Annotated in this window: 10 protein-coding genes, 8 tRNA genes and 2 rRNA genes; 1 reads left to right on the top strand and 19 read right to left on the bottom strand. The window is 40.6% G+C overall.

The window, feature by feature from the left end; all coding sequences use genetic code 11:
* Positions 1–47: 47 nt before the first annotated feature.
* The 10 genes from IEV74_RS17915 to IEV74_RS17870 all read right to left on the bottom strand — a co-directional run bounded on the left by IEV74_RS17915 (position 48) and on the right by IEV74_RS17870 (position 5512).
* On the bottom strand, positions 48–1148 hold the full coding sequence (locus IEV74_RS17915) for a phosphomevalonate kinase (RefSeq protein WP_188456737.1): 1101 nt from the start codon (positions 1146–1148) through the stop codon (positions 48–50).
* A 12-nt stretch (positions 1149–1160) separates the two neighbouring features.
* The gene (mvaD, locus tag IEV74_RS17910; RefSeq protein WP_188456736.1) at positions 1161–2138 is read right to left on the bottom strand and encodes a diphosphomevalonate decarboxylase; all 978 of its coding nucleotides are present in this window, start codon (positions 2136–2138) and stop codon (positions 1161–1163) included.
* A gap of 37 nt (positions 2139–2175) precedes the next feature.
* The gene (mvk, locus tag IEV74_RS17905; RefSeq protein WP_188456735.1) at positions 2176–3138 is read right to left on the bottom strand and encodes a mevalonate kinase; all 963 of its coding nucleotides are present in this window, start codon (positions 3136–3138) and stop codon (positions 2176–2178) included.
* On the bottom strand, positions 3135–4418 hold the full coding sequence (locus IEV74_RS17900) for a hydroxymethylglutaryl-CoA reductase, degradative (protein ID WP_188456734.1): 1284 nt from the start codon (positions 4416–4418) through the stop codon (positions 3135–3137). The genes mvk and IEV74_RS17900 overlap by 4 nt, the downstream gene beginning before the upstream one ends.
* Before the next feature lie 198 nt (positions 4419–4616).
* Positions 4617–4692 (bottom strand) — tRNA-Lys (locus IEV74_RS17895).
* A gap of 378 nt (positions 4693–5070) precedes the next feature.
* Positions 5071–5142: transfer RNA gene (locus tag IEV74_RS17890), tRNA-Gln, on the bottom strand.
* A 9-nt stretch (positions 5143–5151) separates the two neighbouring features.
* Positions 5152–5236: transfer RNA gene (locus IEV74_RS17885), tRNA-Tyr, on the bottom strand.
* 43 nt (positions 5237–5279) lie between these two features.
* Positions 5280–5355, bottom strand: a tRNA-Thr gene (locus IEV74_RS17880).
* A gap of 1 nt (position 5356) precedes the next feature.
* A tRNA-Val gene (locus IEV74_RS17875) sits at positions 5357–5432 on the bottom strand.
* A gap of 5 nt (positions 5433–5437) precedes the next feature.
* Positions 5438–5512, bottom strand: a tRNA-Glu gene (locus IEV74_RS17870).
* Between the two features lie 520 nt (positions 5513–6032).
* Here IEV74_RS17870 and IEV74_RS17865 point away from each other — a divergent pair.
* The gene (locus IEV74_RS17865; protein ID WP_188456733.1) at positions 6033–6980 is read left to right on the top strand and encodes a phosphotransferase family protein; all 948 of its coding nucleotides are present in this window, start codon (positions 6033–6035) and stop codon (positions 6978–6980) included.
* A gap of 194 nt (positions 6981–7174) precedes the next feature.
* Here the strand turns inward: IEV74_RS17865 and IEV74_RS17860 are convergent, their stop codons facing one another.
* The 9 genes from IEV74_RS17860 to IEV74_RS17820 all read right to left on the bottom strand — a co-directional run.
* Complete coding sequence (locus IEV74_RS17860; protein ID WP_188456732.1) at positions 7175–8155, bottom strand: alpha/beta fold hydrolase; 981 nt, start codon at positions 8153–8155, stop codon at positions 7175–7177.
* A 37-nt stretch (positions 8156–8192) separates the two neighbouring features.
* A complete protein-coding gene (locus IEV74_RS17855) occupies positions 8193–8888 on the bottom strand; it encodes an MBL fold metallo-hydrolase (protein ID WP_188456731.1) in 696 nt (231 codons plus the stop codon).
* Between the two features lie 18 nt (positions 8889–8906).
* A complete protein-coding gene (locus tag IEV74_RS17850) occupies positions 8907–9521 on the bottom strand; it encodes a response regulator transcription factor (RefSeq protein WP_188456730.1) in 615 nt (204 codons plus the stop codon).
* On the bottom strand, positions 9518–10615 hold the full coding sequence (locus IEV74_RS17845; protein WP_188456729.1) for a sensor histidine kinase: 1098 nt from the start codon (positions 10613–10615) through the stop codon (positions 9518–9520). The genes IEV74_RS17850 and IEV74_RS17845 overlap by 4 nt, the downstream gene beginning before the upstream one ends.
* Positions 10616–10710: 95 nt before the next feature.
* Complete coding sequence (locus IEV74_RS17840; RefSeq protein ID WP_188456728.1) at positions 10711–11106, bottom strand: hypothetical protein; 396 nt, start codon at positions 11104–11106, stop codon at positions 10711–10713.
* A gap of 664 nt (positions 11107–11770) precedes the next feature.
* Positions 11771–11843: transfer RNA gene (locus IEV74_RS17835), tRNA-Thr, on the bottom strand.
* A gap of 6 nt (positions 11844–11849) precedes the next feature.
* Positions 11850–11924, bottom strand: a tRNA-Asn gene (locus IEV74_RS17830).
* A 137-nt stretch (positions 11925–12061) separates the two neighbouring features.
* Positions 12062–12177, bottom strand: a 5S ribosomal RNA gene (gene rrf, locus IEV74_RS17825).
* A gap of 72 nt (positions 12178–12249) precedes the next feature.
* Positions 12250–12420 (bottom strand): 23S ribosomal RNA (locus IEV74_RS17820); the annotation flags it as partial.

The raw sequence follows: 12420 nt of genomic DNA, 5'->3' as shown, positions 1-12420 counted from the left end.
AACATAAAAAAAATAGGTACTGTCTTATTTCGACAATACCTAAGTTTCTATTTAATTACTCTAGCACCATGGGGATTTGGTCTTATTTCTAATGGCTTTATACCCACTTCCTGCCATGCCATCATTAATTGCTCTGCTTTTTCCTTGCTTGGAACAAATGCAATCCCGCAATCTCCGCCACCGGCTCCCGAGGGCTTTCCAGCTCCACCATGTTGCTCTGCTAAATCACATAACGTTTTTAATAAAGGGGTTTCGATCTCTACCCCAGCATTTTTGCCTAAAGCAGAAAGTACATTTCTGTTTAGCTTCGTACCTTTTAACAGAAGGTCAACATCTTTTTTCCGAAAGCCCTGCAAAAATATTTCTACAGCATCTGTGCTACCCTGTAAAAACCGCTTATACAAAGTAGCATTATTCTCATTTAGCTTGCGAATTTCAGTAACTAGATTTGCTGTCGAAGCAGGTTTTCCAGTCCAGCCAATACACATATATACATCTTCTGGAAACACTATTGGCTCAACAGAAAAATACGGCCAATCTTCTCCCAGCAAACCTGTAAGTGAACCTGCCTGTTTATATTGATTTGCTAGCCATTCAGCCTGAAATGACGTATAACGCTGCCATCCGCCATAGGATGAAGCAGCAATATCAGCTCCCGAACCGTTCCCTTGTGTTTTAACATGGGAAATAGAGGCAAGCTTAAATATTAACGCAGCTGACGGCTCATTGCGGAGAAATTTATGTAAGATAGCGGAAATAACGGATGTTACGACAGCAGCACTTGACCCTAGCCCATACTTAACCCCCGACTCGTCATCTAGTTCACTTTTGATAGAAAGGTTAAACTTTCCAGGCGTAATGCCGCTCTCTTTCAGATAGTTAAGTGCGATTGTCATAGCTTCTTCGACAAAACGGACCCGTTCGTCATTAGTTACAATATTGGTTCTGTTATCTGAATAATTCCATTCAAGGTCAAGAAGCTGAAAATCCAATAAGGAAAGGCGATTAGCATCGTTTTGTGAAATTGTTGCATATACAAAACGATTAACCGCCATTACAACTAGGTTATGGTAAGGTTCAAGAACGGCAAACTCCCCTGCAATCATTAATTTACCTGGCACTTGAATGGTCAATGGTAAATTCGACAATAATTTCAACCCCTATAAATAGGTTACTCCTTGACCTGAACGACTTACAATTACATCATGTACACCAGGTATTTCTCGGAGATATTTTTGAACTGCCGCTTCATGCTGCGGCAGATAAAGCACCTTTACATTAGGACCAGCGTCAATTGTAAAAAATGCCGGAATTCCTCGCTCTCTCATCGCTCTTACTTCCTGCATTACTGCCATTGTAGTATCATGCCAATAAGTAAAGGGAGGATTCGCCCCAAGTGTGGTGGCATGCATTTTAAGACAATTTGCTTCAGCAATCTGGCCCACCTTTTCAAAATCACAATCATCAATACCCTTTTTGATTTGTGTGAGGTCATCCGGAATGCTGCTCACCCAGCTGGAATAAAAAGGCGATGTATCAACTGTACGTTTCATACCAGCCCGGCTGGATACTTTTTTCATTGTATCTGATAAAACTACTGCTGCAACGCGAACATCCCAGTGGTCTTTAGGTGCTACCTGAACCGCATAAGAATCAGAGCCGTCATCTTCCATTCCTTGTTCCCACTCAACAAAACCTCCATATACAGAACGGCAGGCAGAGCCCGAACCTTGCCTGGTTAATCGCGAAAGCTCCTGTTCAGTAATTTGCATATCAAGCGCACGAGTAGACGCCGCAGCTAATGCAGCAAAACCGGAAGCAGAAGACGCAAAACCGGCTGCTGTAGGTACGTGATTAGTCGATGAAACTTCAGCATAAAGACCTGTCCTTTGTGCATAGTCCCTAATCAGATTAAGAAATTTAGTAACACGATTATACTGTTCACCTTTAATGGGGTGATCATTTAAAAAGAACCTATCTTCTGTAAGCTCTTCTTTAAACGAAACGGTAGTCGTTGTGTAGAATCCGTCCAATGTTAAAGAAAGACTATTGTTCATAGGCAATATCAATGATTCGTCACGCTTTCCCCAATACTTGATCAAGGCAATATTTGTATGTGCCTTAGCTGTTGCCTTCATTACGTATCCCCTTTTCAACACTGCTAGCTTTATACAATTAATTTTGCTTTCTTAAAACAAACGGCCATACTGCATGTGCTCCAAATTTTCTTAACTTATCCGAAAGCTGACGGGAATGTTCTTCATTTCGTGCTAGAGCTATAATACAGCCACCATTTCCGCCTCCAGTAAGCTTCGCACCTAATGCACCTTCTCTTCTGGCAAGGTAGATCAGTCTGTTCAGTCCAGCGTCACTAACCCCAAGTGCTTCCAGTTCTTTTTGTGCCTCATTTAACGTCTTTCCTAAAAGATGTTTGCTGGCCTTTTCCAATGCTCTTCTAGCCTGATGCGTGATTTCCCCAATCTTGTTAAGGCTTGCTTGGATCTTCTTAGGAGCAGACTTAAACAAATCCGCAACAGACTCAACCGCAAGCCTTGTATCACCCATTCTTCCGGAGTCAGCTACAACGAAATGGAAGTCTGTTTTAGGCTGTATAAAATAAAACGGACGTTCTTTCTCATACCAGACAGGTGAACCAGAGGTAATCGTTAAGGTATCAATCCCGCTCGGAGCCCCGTGTGCATACGTTTCTGATATATTAGCAAGCTTTAATAATTCTTCCTCAGACAATTGCTGATCGGCATATGCGTATAATGATCTAATCACAGCAATAGCCACCGAAGCACTAGATCCAAGACCCTTGCCAGGCGGTATGGATGATTTAATACGAATAAGTAAATCCTTGCACGGTAAATTTAACTCTCTAAGGGCTGCCTTAATGCAGTTCACAATCCCTGCTAATGATTCTGGAGCGGATTCAAGCGGTCCATGATAAAATGTACTATCAATTTTTACTGCTCCTGGAACATTATCGATTACCGATTCTACACCTACTAATGGAAAAGGGATTGCGATAGCAGGTTGTCCGTGTACAACTGCATGTTCCCCAATTAAAATCAATTTACTATGAGCTATTCCTATAGCTGTTTGTTCTGACGTTGTTGCTTTTTCTGCACTCATTTTATATATTCTGCCACCAATTCTTTAGCTTTTCCAACACGGATTTGTTTTTCTTGAATTAATCGTTCAGCAATAATATCAATCATCTCCCCAGTAGCACCTGCCGCCATCGCAACAGACCGAGAATGTAATGCCATATGACCTTTTTGAATACCATCGGTCACAAGTGCCTTTAACGCACCTAAGTTTTGCGCGAGTCCAACCGCAACAATTACCTGTGCCAATTCTTCTGCTGACTCCACATCTAATAATTTATGGGAAAGCTGCGCCATTGGATGAACACGAATGGATCCACCTACTGTTCCAACAGACATAGGTAATTCAAGTTCACCGACTAAATTACCTTCCCCATCAACAGACCACATTGTCATGGAGCTGTATTGTCCATGGCGTGAGGCATATGCATGTGCCCCCGCTTCCACTGCACGCCAGTCATTTCCCGTTGCAATAACAACTGGATCAATTCCGTTCATGATTCCTTTGTTGTGGGTAACCGCACGATACGGATCAGATGCAGCAAATTCATATGCATGAACGACACCATCACGTACTTCTTCCCCTGTAAATTCACCAGTCTCAAGCAATTCTGGCGGAATCACACACTTAGCGCGGGCAAGACAGCGATCAGCATAATTGGAAAGAATACGTAAATATACTTTTCCTTCCGTCAATTGCTCTACAGTAGGTGCTAATGATTCAACCATCGTATTAATGATATTAGCTCCCATTGCATCACATGTGTTTATATATATGTGAACAACCAGCATTTGACCGTACCTGGAATCGGAATCTTCATTTATGATCCGCACCTCTAGATCCTCAGCACCGCCACCCCTTGCAACAAGGCTGGGATAGGACGCATTGGCATCATTCAATAATGCCTCTTTTTCACTCAATAGAGAATTTTTTGCGGATTCCAGATCTGAACAGCCAACAACTTGTATTTGGCCTATCATAGTTCTCCCTGTGGATTCTGCAGTGAACCCCCCAGCATCCCTAACTATTTTAGCAATGTAACTCGCCGACGCAACAACTGATGGTTCTTCAATCGCCATCGGTACTACGTATTCTTTCCCATTAACTAAAAAATTCAATCCTAAACCAAAAGGTAATGGAAAAGTTCCAATAACATTTTCAATCATATTATCAGCTGTAGCCAGTGGTAATGGTTCTGTAAAATTGCTTTTATCCTTTTCATCGATCGAATGAATTGTGGATATCAATTCTCTGCGTTCATCGACGGTCTTTTTATAAAACCCAGGGATTCTGGAAGTTTTCATTGCATATCATCCTTTAGTGTTCCAAGATTAAATGTGTTTTATTTTAAATATATATTTTTTATAAAAAAATTACTGTATCTATTATGTAAAAAAACAGCATAAAATGCAAATAAACAAGGTTGTTGATTATCATAACGACCTTGTTTCTCTAATTATACTATGGATTTTGTACATATGCTAGAATTCTTTTACTATAAATGGTGAGCCATGAAGGATTCGAACCTTCGACCCTCTGATTAAAAGTCAGATGCTCTACCGACTGAGCTAATGGCTCATTGAAGTTAAACTTTAAACTCACTTTCATATAAAGAATGCACATTTAGTCGGACCCCTGCTTCTTCTAGCATATTCTAGGAAGTAATGTACATCGGGGTTACTCGCGGAACATTCCGGCAGAAGCATTGCTCGTTGCTCTACCGACTAAGCTAATGGCTCATTGAAGTTAGTATTGCTTCCATAATAAGATTGTTCATCAAGTCTAATTCCAGTAAATTCAAAAATGTAATGATTGCCTGTATTACGTAAAGAATTTTCGGTCAATATAACTGTGCTGCTTTACCGCACATATTAAGATGACTTTTCAGAATGTCATTATGCAGTCCGGTAATATTTACATGTATGGTTTCAAATAACCCGTAAAAATAAAAAAAGGCTGGGCTACCAGGATTCGAACCTGGGAATGACGGGATCAAAACCCGCTGCCTTACCGCTTGGCTATAGCCCAACAATCATATGGTGGAGGGGGGCAGATTCGAACTGCCGAACCCTGAGGGAGCGGATTTACAGTCCGCCGCGTTTAGCCACTTCGCTACCCCTCCGCATTTATTCTATCTAACTTTTTCTATTTTATACATGGAAAAATGGTGCCGGCCAGAGGACTTGAACCCCCAACCTACTGATTACAAGTCAGTTGCTCTACCAATTGAGCTAGGCCGGCATGGTGGAGGATGCAGGGCTCGAACCTGCGACTCCCTGCTTGTAAGGCAGGTGCTCTCCCAGCTGAGCTAATCCTCCGTTTTTGGTGACCCGTACGGGATTCGAACCCGTGTTACCGCCGTGAAAGGGCGGTGTCTTAACCGCTTGACCAACGGGCCATAATTGGCTAATTGTCGAATTAAAAACATTTTAAGCTATCTTGTCAGAAACCAACGAATTTTATTATATACAGATTTAACATCTTTGTAAAGGGCTAAATTAATATTTTTATTTTCAAAACATTAATTCCGGCGAATGTGCAAGAATTTAAGTTCTACACAGTTTTATAAAGGATGAAATTTGGTTATAAACGTTGGGGATTACCCATTCCAAACATTAAAATTAAGTCAAATAATAATGTTGGCTACTTACATTCTCAAGATTATAACAAAAATTAGGCTACCACTTTTCCGTTCAATTGGAATTGACTTAGTTCAGAAAGTTATTATTTTAGTAATCTTTGTCTGTTAGCATTTAGTTATATTCGTTCTTAGTGAGAAGAATCAAGGGAGAACATTTTATAGTAGGGGTCCTGTGTTAATATATTAAGAAACAAACTAAATCGGAGGCATTCAGATGAAGACTGCTTGGGAGCGCACGTACCCATTGATAACCCCTGATAAAGCTACAGTTCATAAGATGTTAAAACCATTCTTTAAAGATCAAAGGATCCTTCAAATCCAAGTATTAAGTGGAGGTCTAAATAATTCTAATTTGAGAATAACAACAGACGCAAATGAAAGTTATGTACTTCGCATATATAGTAAAGAAAATAACAGCAGCATGGAGATTGAAAGGGAAATTTTAACTATTTTAAAAGACAAAGTTCCTGTACCTAATCCGCTTTATTCTGATTCTTCTTGCACAAATTTAGACTATCCATACGTTTTATTAAGCTGGATTCAAGGATACCAGCTTTCCGAATTACTAAATGAGGGGAATCAAAATTTAATTTCAAATGCAGCGAAAGAAGCGGGGAGTTTATTAGCAAAAGTACATAGTGTCACATTTCCATCGTCGGGCTTCTTTAATGAAAACCTGCATATACAGGATCACGTAAAACTGGATGCAAATCATTTATTAATGTACATAAAAGATAGTATTATAAAAGGTCGTGCCGCTACACGTCTGAGCCCAGATTTAGCTAAGAGAATTTATCAATTTGCCAAAAAGCATGCCCATTTAATTGACTGTCTCAATACTCAAAACTCACTCGTACATGGTGACTTTAACCCTTTAAATATCTTGGCTGAAACTAGTACTAGGAGTATAAGTATTACTGGTCTGCTGGACTGGGAATATGCTTTCAGTGGTACACCCTTAATGGATATAGGCAATATGCTTAGATATGAAGATGTAAGACATACTCAGTTTCTAGCTTCATTCATTCTAAGCTATCAAAATAATAGAGGCATACTACCGGAAAAATGGCTTCAAAAGGCAAAATTACTGGACCTTATAGCTTTGTGCAGCCTGTTAGATAAAAAGGAATGCGGAGAAATAAGAATGCGGGATATAATAAGATTGATTCTAAATATGATGCAGGATTGGGAGTCATATAATTCTATACAAAACAGATTATCGTAATCTTTTTAAAGGCAGAAGTAAGCTGGGCCGTAAGTGGGATTGCACTGCAAAAACAGAGGATAGGTTACATACAATCCGAAAAGCGTTTGGATATAATCCAAGCGTTTTTTTTAAAACCAACTGTTAAACAAACGCGCCTGTTTGCGGCACAATCTCGTTTCACCTATATCTCCCGAATATTCTTTGATAATCCTTCATAAGCTTACTCGTTTAATATATGAACAAACATCAGAAAACTTTTTAGATTCACTTATATGTGGAGAATGACCCGAATGTTTAAACCAAAAGATTTCCTTCCTTGGAGCATGTAATTGTTCGAGGTATTGCTGCGCAAGTTCAAAAGGTGCTTGATAGTCGTAACATCCTTCGCACAGGTAAACAGGTACATCTACTTCGGGAACCTTATCAAAGAGATTAACCTCAAGAAATTCATCCCAAAGCATCTTATTTGATTTCATCACATTTTTGAAAAAGAAGTACCAGTCTTTCAATGTATATTCTGTCGATGAAGGAATTGCACGTAGTAAATAATCAGGTGAAAGTTCCTCAGGGATGAATTTAAGCAGCCATTTTCGCTGTTTCATCATTACTTTGAAGTTTGGATAGGGAGGTTTTCCGATTTTGGATAAGGCAGAGACAGCTTTTTGATGATTAACCTCCCGCGCCCGTTTAAGAGCATAAGCATAGCTTTTTTGCTCGTTCAAGTCGATATGAACCAGCTGGGAAATACCAATGTAGGCATGAATGCTGTCGGGATATTGTTGAGATGTTAGGGTGCCCAAAATACTACCCCATGAATGCCCTGCAAGAAATAACTTTTTCCGCCCAAACCTTGATAACAAATAGGTAATTAATTCATGGGCATCCTCAACAAACCTCGCTAAATTCATAGTCGATGGGTTGATATTCTTTCCTGATTTACCGGCTCCACGCTGATCCCAGTTCACGACAATAAAATGTTTTTCCAACTCTTGTTCATATTTTCGAATAAAGCCGATCTGCGCGGAACCAGGCCCCCCATGAATAAAAAGAAGAAGCGGACAATCTTTGTTTTCTCCACGAATCAAAACCCATTGTTTGACCCCGCCAATTTGAACAGCCTCCAGTGTGGTCATACTATTTTCCAAAATCGCTCCCTTTTTATCACGAATTGGGGGAGTTCTGCTTTTAAACATTGCTATTCCTCCTCAATCAAGTCTTCTTGATTCCAAATCATTTGATGTTCCTAAGGATTTCGTTAATCCAATCCCTGATATCGCCTTGCACAATCACCCCATGGCCCGTACAAAGAAATTTGGCATCAAAGCGAAGCAATTCTTTCAATCCTTCCATAAGCCCCTTAAAATCCTCTTTTTCCCTCATTTCTTTATTCGAAGCAAAACCCGCCAAAAATGATTGCACATGATCATTTATGATTTCTTTTTCCGTGACAATTTGATCGTTCGGCAATGGTTCTCCAAAAAAACAGACATGGTCGCCGCAAAACAAAACCTTGCTTTTACAGTGGTAAAGCGCAATTGAGCCCTTCGTATGATGTCCGAGATGTACCCATTCGAATTCGTTACCGACCTGATCCAGGTCGGGGTTAAAAATGGAACGTGCATCGGACGGCAGCAGTGCTAAATCATTAGGATGGATGACCTTTTTTGTGTTATGAAGATTCGCGTAACCGCCAATATGGTCTTTGTGTCCGTGAGTCGCAATCAATTTTGTGATGTCCCAGATCCTGATACCGATCTCACTCAAGGATGATTCCAGATGAGTAAAGTGTTCTGTTTTTCCGGAATCTATGAGAGTCACACCGTTTTTCTCGATGACGACATAGCAGTTATTAAACGAATGCCAGGAATCATCCCATAATAAAAAGGCATAGACATTTTCAGCAACTTTTTCAAAAAATTTCTCCATCCCTTTGACCTCCTTCATTTACAAAATCGGTTTTTCCAACCATCCTTTATTTTCAGCGATAGTGACAGCGTCCATCCGGTTCCTTGCTTCCAGCTTCTGAATGATTTCGGAAATGTAGTTGCGGATCGTGGCTGGGGAGAGATACAGAGTTTGGCTGATCTCTTTAACCGAATCGCCTCTCTTCAGATGCAACAAAATTTCAGATTCCCTCTTTGTAAGCGGGTTGTTTTCTTCCATCAAGGAAAAGGTTAGATGCGGACTGAACACCCGTCCGCCTGCATCGATTTTACGCAGGGCTTCCGCCAGTTCTGAAACCGGGGCATCTTTTAATAAATAACCCTGTACGCCTGCTTTGACGGCGCGTTGAAAATATCCGCTTCTCGCGAAGGTGGTCACGATTACGATCCGGCATTCAAGGCTTTCACACCTAAGTTTTTCAGCTACATCCAACCCGCTTAATAAAGGCATCTCAATATCCAAAACACCGATATCCGCTCTCTCGGTACGAATTAGTTCCAAGGCTTGCTCCCCATTATCTGCTTCTCCAACAATCTCGATATCTTCTTCCAGTGCCAATAATTTGCTGATCGCTCCCCGAAGCATCCCTTGATCCTCCGCAATGACGATTCTCATCGTACCTCTCCCTTCTCAACCTTGGGCACATGAATGGTAATTTCCGTCCCATGCGCCACATTGGAATTCACTTCAAGCCTTCCGCCGATTAACAGCAATCTTTCTTTCATTCCGAATAACCCGTTTCCGTATTGTTCAAGCCTATTTTTATCGATGGCTATTCCGATGCCATCGTCCCGTACGATGAGCACGTATTTTCCTCTCTCCTCATAAAGACTCAGTGTACAGGTTTTTGCGTGACTATGTTTGACGACATTCGTTATGCACTCACGCAGGCACATGCCCAGTATGTTTCGGATAATCGGTGCCGCAGTCATATTGTCAATGGTTCCATGTTGAATAAATTGAATCCCTTTTGACTGAAGAATATCTGTGGCGTGCTCAATTTCTTCCTCGATATCGATCGCCTGCATATCACTGATAAGTTCACGGACCTGCAGTAAAGCGGTTCTCGATATATTCTGCACGCTATGTGCCTCTTCCATGGCTTGTTCTGGATGCTCTGAAATTAATCGTTCCACCAGTTCGCTTTTTACCGCAATCATGGATAACGTGTGTCCCAGGGTGTCATGCAAATCCCTGGCAATTCTTTGCCGTTCTTCATTTTTTATGAGATGGGCGATTTTTTCATTGGCATATTTGAGCTTCATACTAACCTCAACTGAATGTTGTATTGCTTTTGAGACGTAAGGAAGAATCATAGGAACAATTACAAGCGGTACCCATTCGAACCTCCATGGAACATGTGACAGTTGGTAAAAATAAAAGAGAGCAACGGCAAAGAACGCCGCCATCAACCCTACCATCCGGGTAATATGGCGTTTGGAAGGGAGCATCCCCATGACCAAGGCCGGATAAAACCCCATAACTAAGCTCCATGGCGAATAGAGTGCCCCCATCAGAGAAACTGAAACAAGCTGAATGACAATAAAAATCTGCCGATACTTCGAATGCTCGAGCCCTTGCCAAAAACTGGCGGCAAGGACAAGGAATAAAAGCATATTCACAAACCATGCTTGATTGAATGGTCCGAATAACAGATAAATAAACGGAAGAACCAATGTCATTAATTCACGTGGAAACTTTTTTCTCATCATATATCGCTTCCTGTTTTTAATTTATGGTGATCATACAACGAAAGAGGCCGTGCAACAGTGTCATTCCTGTTTTTTTCTTTTGTGAAAATTGATTACCCGGAAACGGCCTGAGTGGTGCTCTCTCTTTTATCACCCAGCCATCTTGGAATCAGGAAAATTGAAAATAAAGCGACGACAAGGTGGAGCGGATATGCCATAATCCAAAACTTTGGTGCCGGGGGACTGATTGTATCCATTAAGGTAAGCAATATGGTGACCACGGCAGTCAGCATAATGTAATTCAATGCAGGCCTTCCTGTTTTTTGAAGCCATTTTATAAAAATAATCGCACCGATTAGATTTGATACAATGGAAGCAATCAAAATCGAAACTGGATTTATCTGCTCGAAATTAAGACCTGTCGAAGCACCAATTAATATATTCAACAGAATACCCGCCACTCCAGCGATGATTCCCACGAACAGTCCGATCTTTAAACCCTTTTTCATTTTTCATCTCTCCTCAATTTATAACCTGTAAACAGCATAAATGCCGGACGGTTAATTTTGTAGTGATAAATATCATTACTTGCAGATGATAAACATCATTTTAATCCGGATTCAGGTTTTAGGGAAAGGTATTTGCTATTCTGATAAACTACAAGAGGTGAAGGTTATAAAACTCTTGAAATAGGGGTCATCCAATTAGCATTATATCAAAAATGCAGGTTCATTATGACTTTTATTGACCGGATTTTTTTATTGGGCATTAAGACCAACCTATTTACGAAAATGGCATCCAGGTCATCGATATGGTTTGGCTTTCACTGAATAGTTGTTGTCTTTAACAGTCTTCCTGAAAAGGGCGCATTTATCGAACGAATGTGTCCAAGTAACTGACCAGTTCGTATTATGAGGTCAATTAGAATTTATTTCTGGTTGACCATTTTTGTGGAATAACAGTTTTTGTGGGAAATGAATAGATTGTGGAATTTTCAAATACTTAAAGCACCACAAAACCTTACGATTAAAGGTGGTACTCCGTATTTTGGCCTCACTATCCCCCCTAAAGGAGGTGCTATCAGACCGTAATGGGCTTTCTCGTTCGGAAAATCTGTAATTGTTCTTAATAAATAAAAACGCCAATCCCTTGCAGGACAGGCGTTTTCTCTAGAGCTTCCAAGCGGACTTGAACCGCTGACCCCTTCCTTACCATGGAAGTGCTCTACCGACTGAGCTATGGAAGCATAAAATGGCTCCACAGGTAGGATTCGAACCTACGACCGATCGGTTAACAGCCGATTGCTCTACCACTGAGCTACTGTGGAACAATGTAAAATAATTATATCATTTTGATTAACAGTTTTGAAGAAAATTATTAAAAGTCATTGTTGAATTTTTACTATGTACTCAGTATATTATGTACAATTTAAATCATTCTATAACAAAAAAGTATATAAAAATTGCCTGGCGGCGTCCTACTCTTGCAGGGGCAAAGCCCCAACTACCATCGGCGCTGAAGAGCTTAACTGCTGTGTTCGGTATGGGAACAGGTGTGTCCTCTTCGCTATTGCTACCAGACATATCTTTATAGTCATACACTTTGTACCCTAAAAACTAAATAAGAGTTTGATTATCAACGAATCAAAATAGATAGTTAAGTCCTCGATCGATTAGTATCCGTCAGCTCCACGTGTCACCACGCTTCCACCTCGGACCTATCAACCTCATCGTCTCTGAGGGATCTTACTCACTTGAAGTGATGGGAAGTCTCATCTTGAGGGGGGCTTCATGCTTAGATGCTTTCAGCACTTATCCTTGCCA

This window comes from Virgibacillus oceani, assembly GCF_014638995.1.
In the GTDB taxonomy this organism is placed as follows: Bacteria; Bacillota; Bacilli; order Bacillales; family Amphibacillaceae; genus Virgibacillus_E; species Virgibacillus_E oceani.
The sequence above is the reverse complement of the archived record's forward strand: the minus strand, read 5'-3'. Positions and strand labels throughout refer to the sequence as shown.

Excerpts from the sequence above, each read along its gene's own strand:
- IEV74_RS17840 (WP_188456728.1), bottom strand. The coding sequence starts at position 11,106 with ATGAAAAAGGGTTTAAAGATCGGACTGTTCGTGGGAATCATCGCTGGA.
- IEV74_RS17845 (WP_188456729.1), bottom strand. The coding sequence starts at position 10,615 with ATGAGAAAAAAGTTTCCACGTGAATTAATGACATTGGTTCTTCCGTTT.
- mvk (WP_188456735.1), bottom strand. The coding sequence starts at position 3,138 with ATGAGTGCAGAAAAAGCAACAACGTCAGAACAAACAGCTATAGGAATA.
- IEV74_RS17850 (WP_188456730.1), bottom strand. The coding sequence starts at position 9,521 with ATGAGAATCGTCATTGCGGAGGATCAAGGGATGCTTCGGGGAGCGATC.
- IEV74_RS17865 (WP_188456733.1), top strand. The coding sequence starts at position 6,033 with ATGTTAAAACCATTCTTTAAAGATCAAAGGATCCTTCAAATCCAAGTA.
- IEV74_RS17855 (WP_188456731.1), bottom strand. The coding sequence starts at position 8,888 with ATGGAGAAATTTTTTGAAAAAGTTGCTGAAAATGTCTATGCCTTTTTA.
- IEV74_RS17860 (WP_188456732.1), bottom strand. The coding sequence starts at position 8,155 with ATGTTTAAAAGCAGAACTCCCCCAATTCGTGATAAAAAGGGAGCGATT.
- IEV74_RS17900 (WP_188456734.1), bottom strand. The coding sequence starts at position 4,418 with ATGAAAACTTCCAGAATCCCTGGGTTTTATAAAAAGACCGTCGATGAA.
- mvaD (WP_188456736.1), bottom strand. The coding sequence starts at position 2,138 with ATGAAGGCAACAGCTAAGGCACATACAAATATTGCCTTGATCAAGTAT.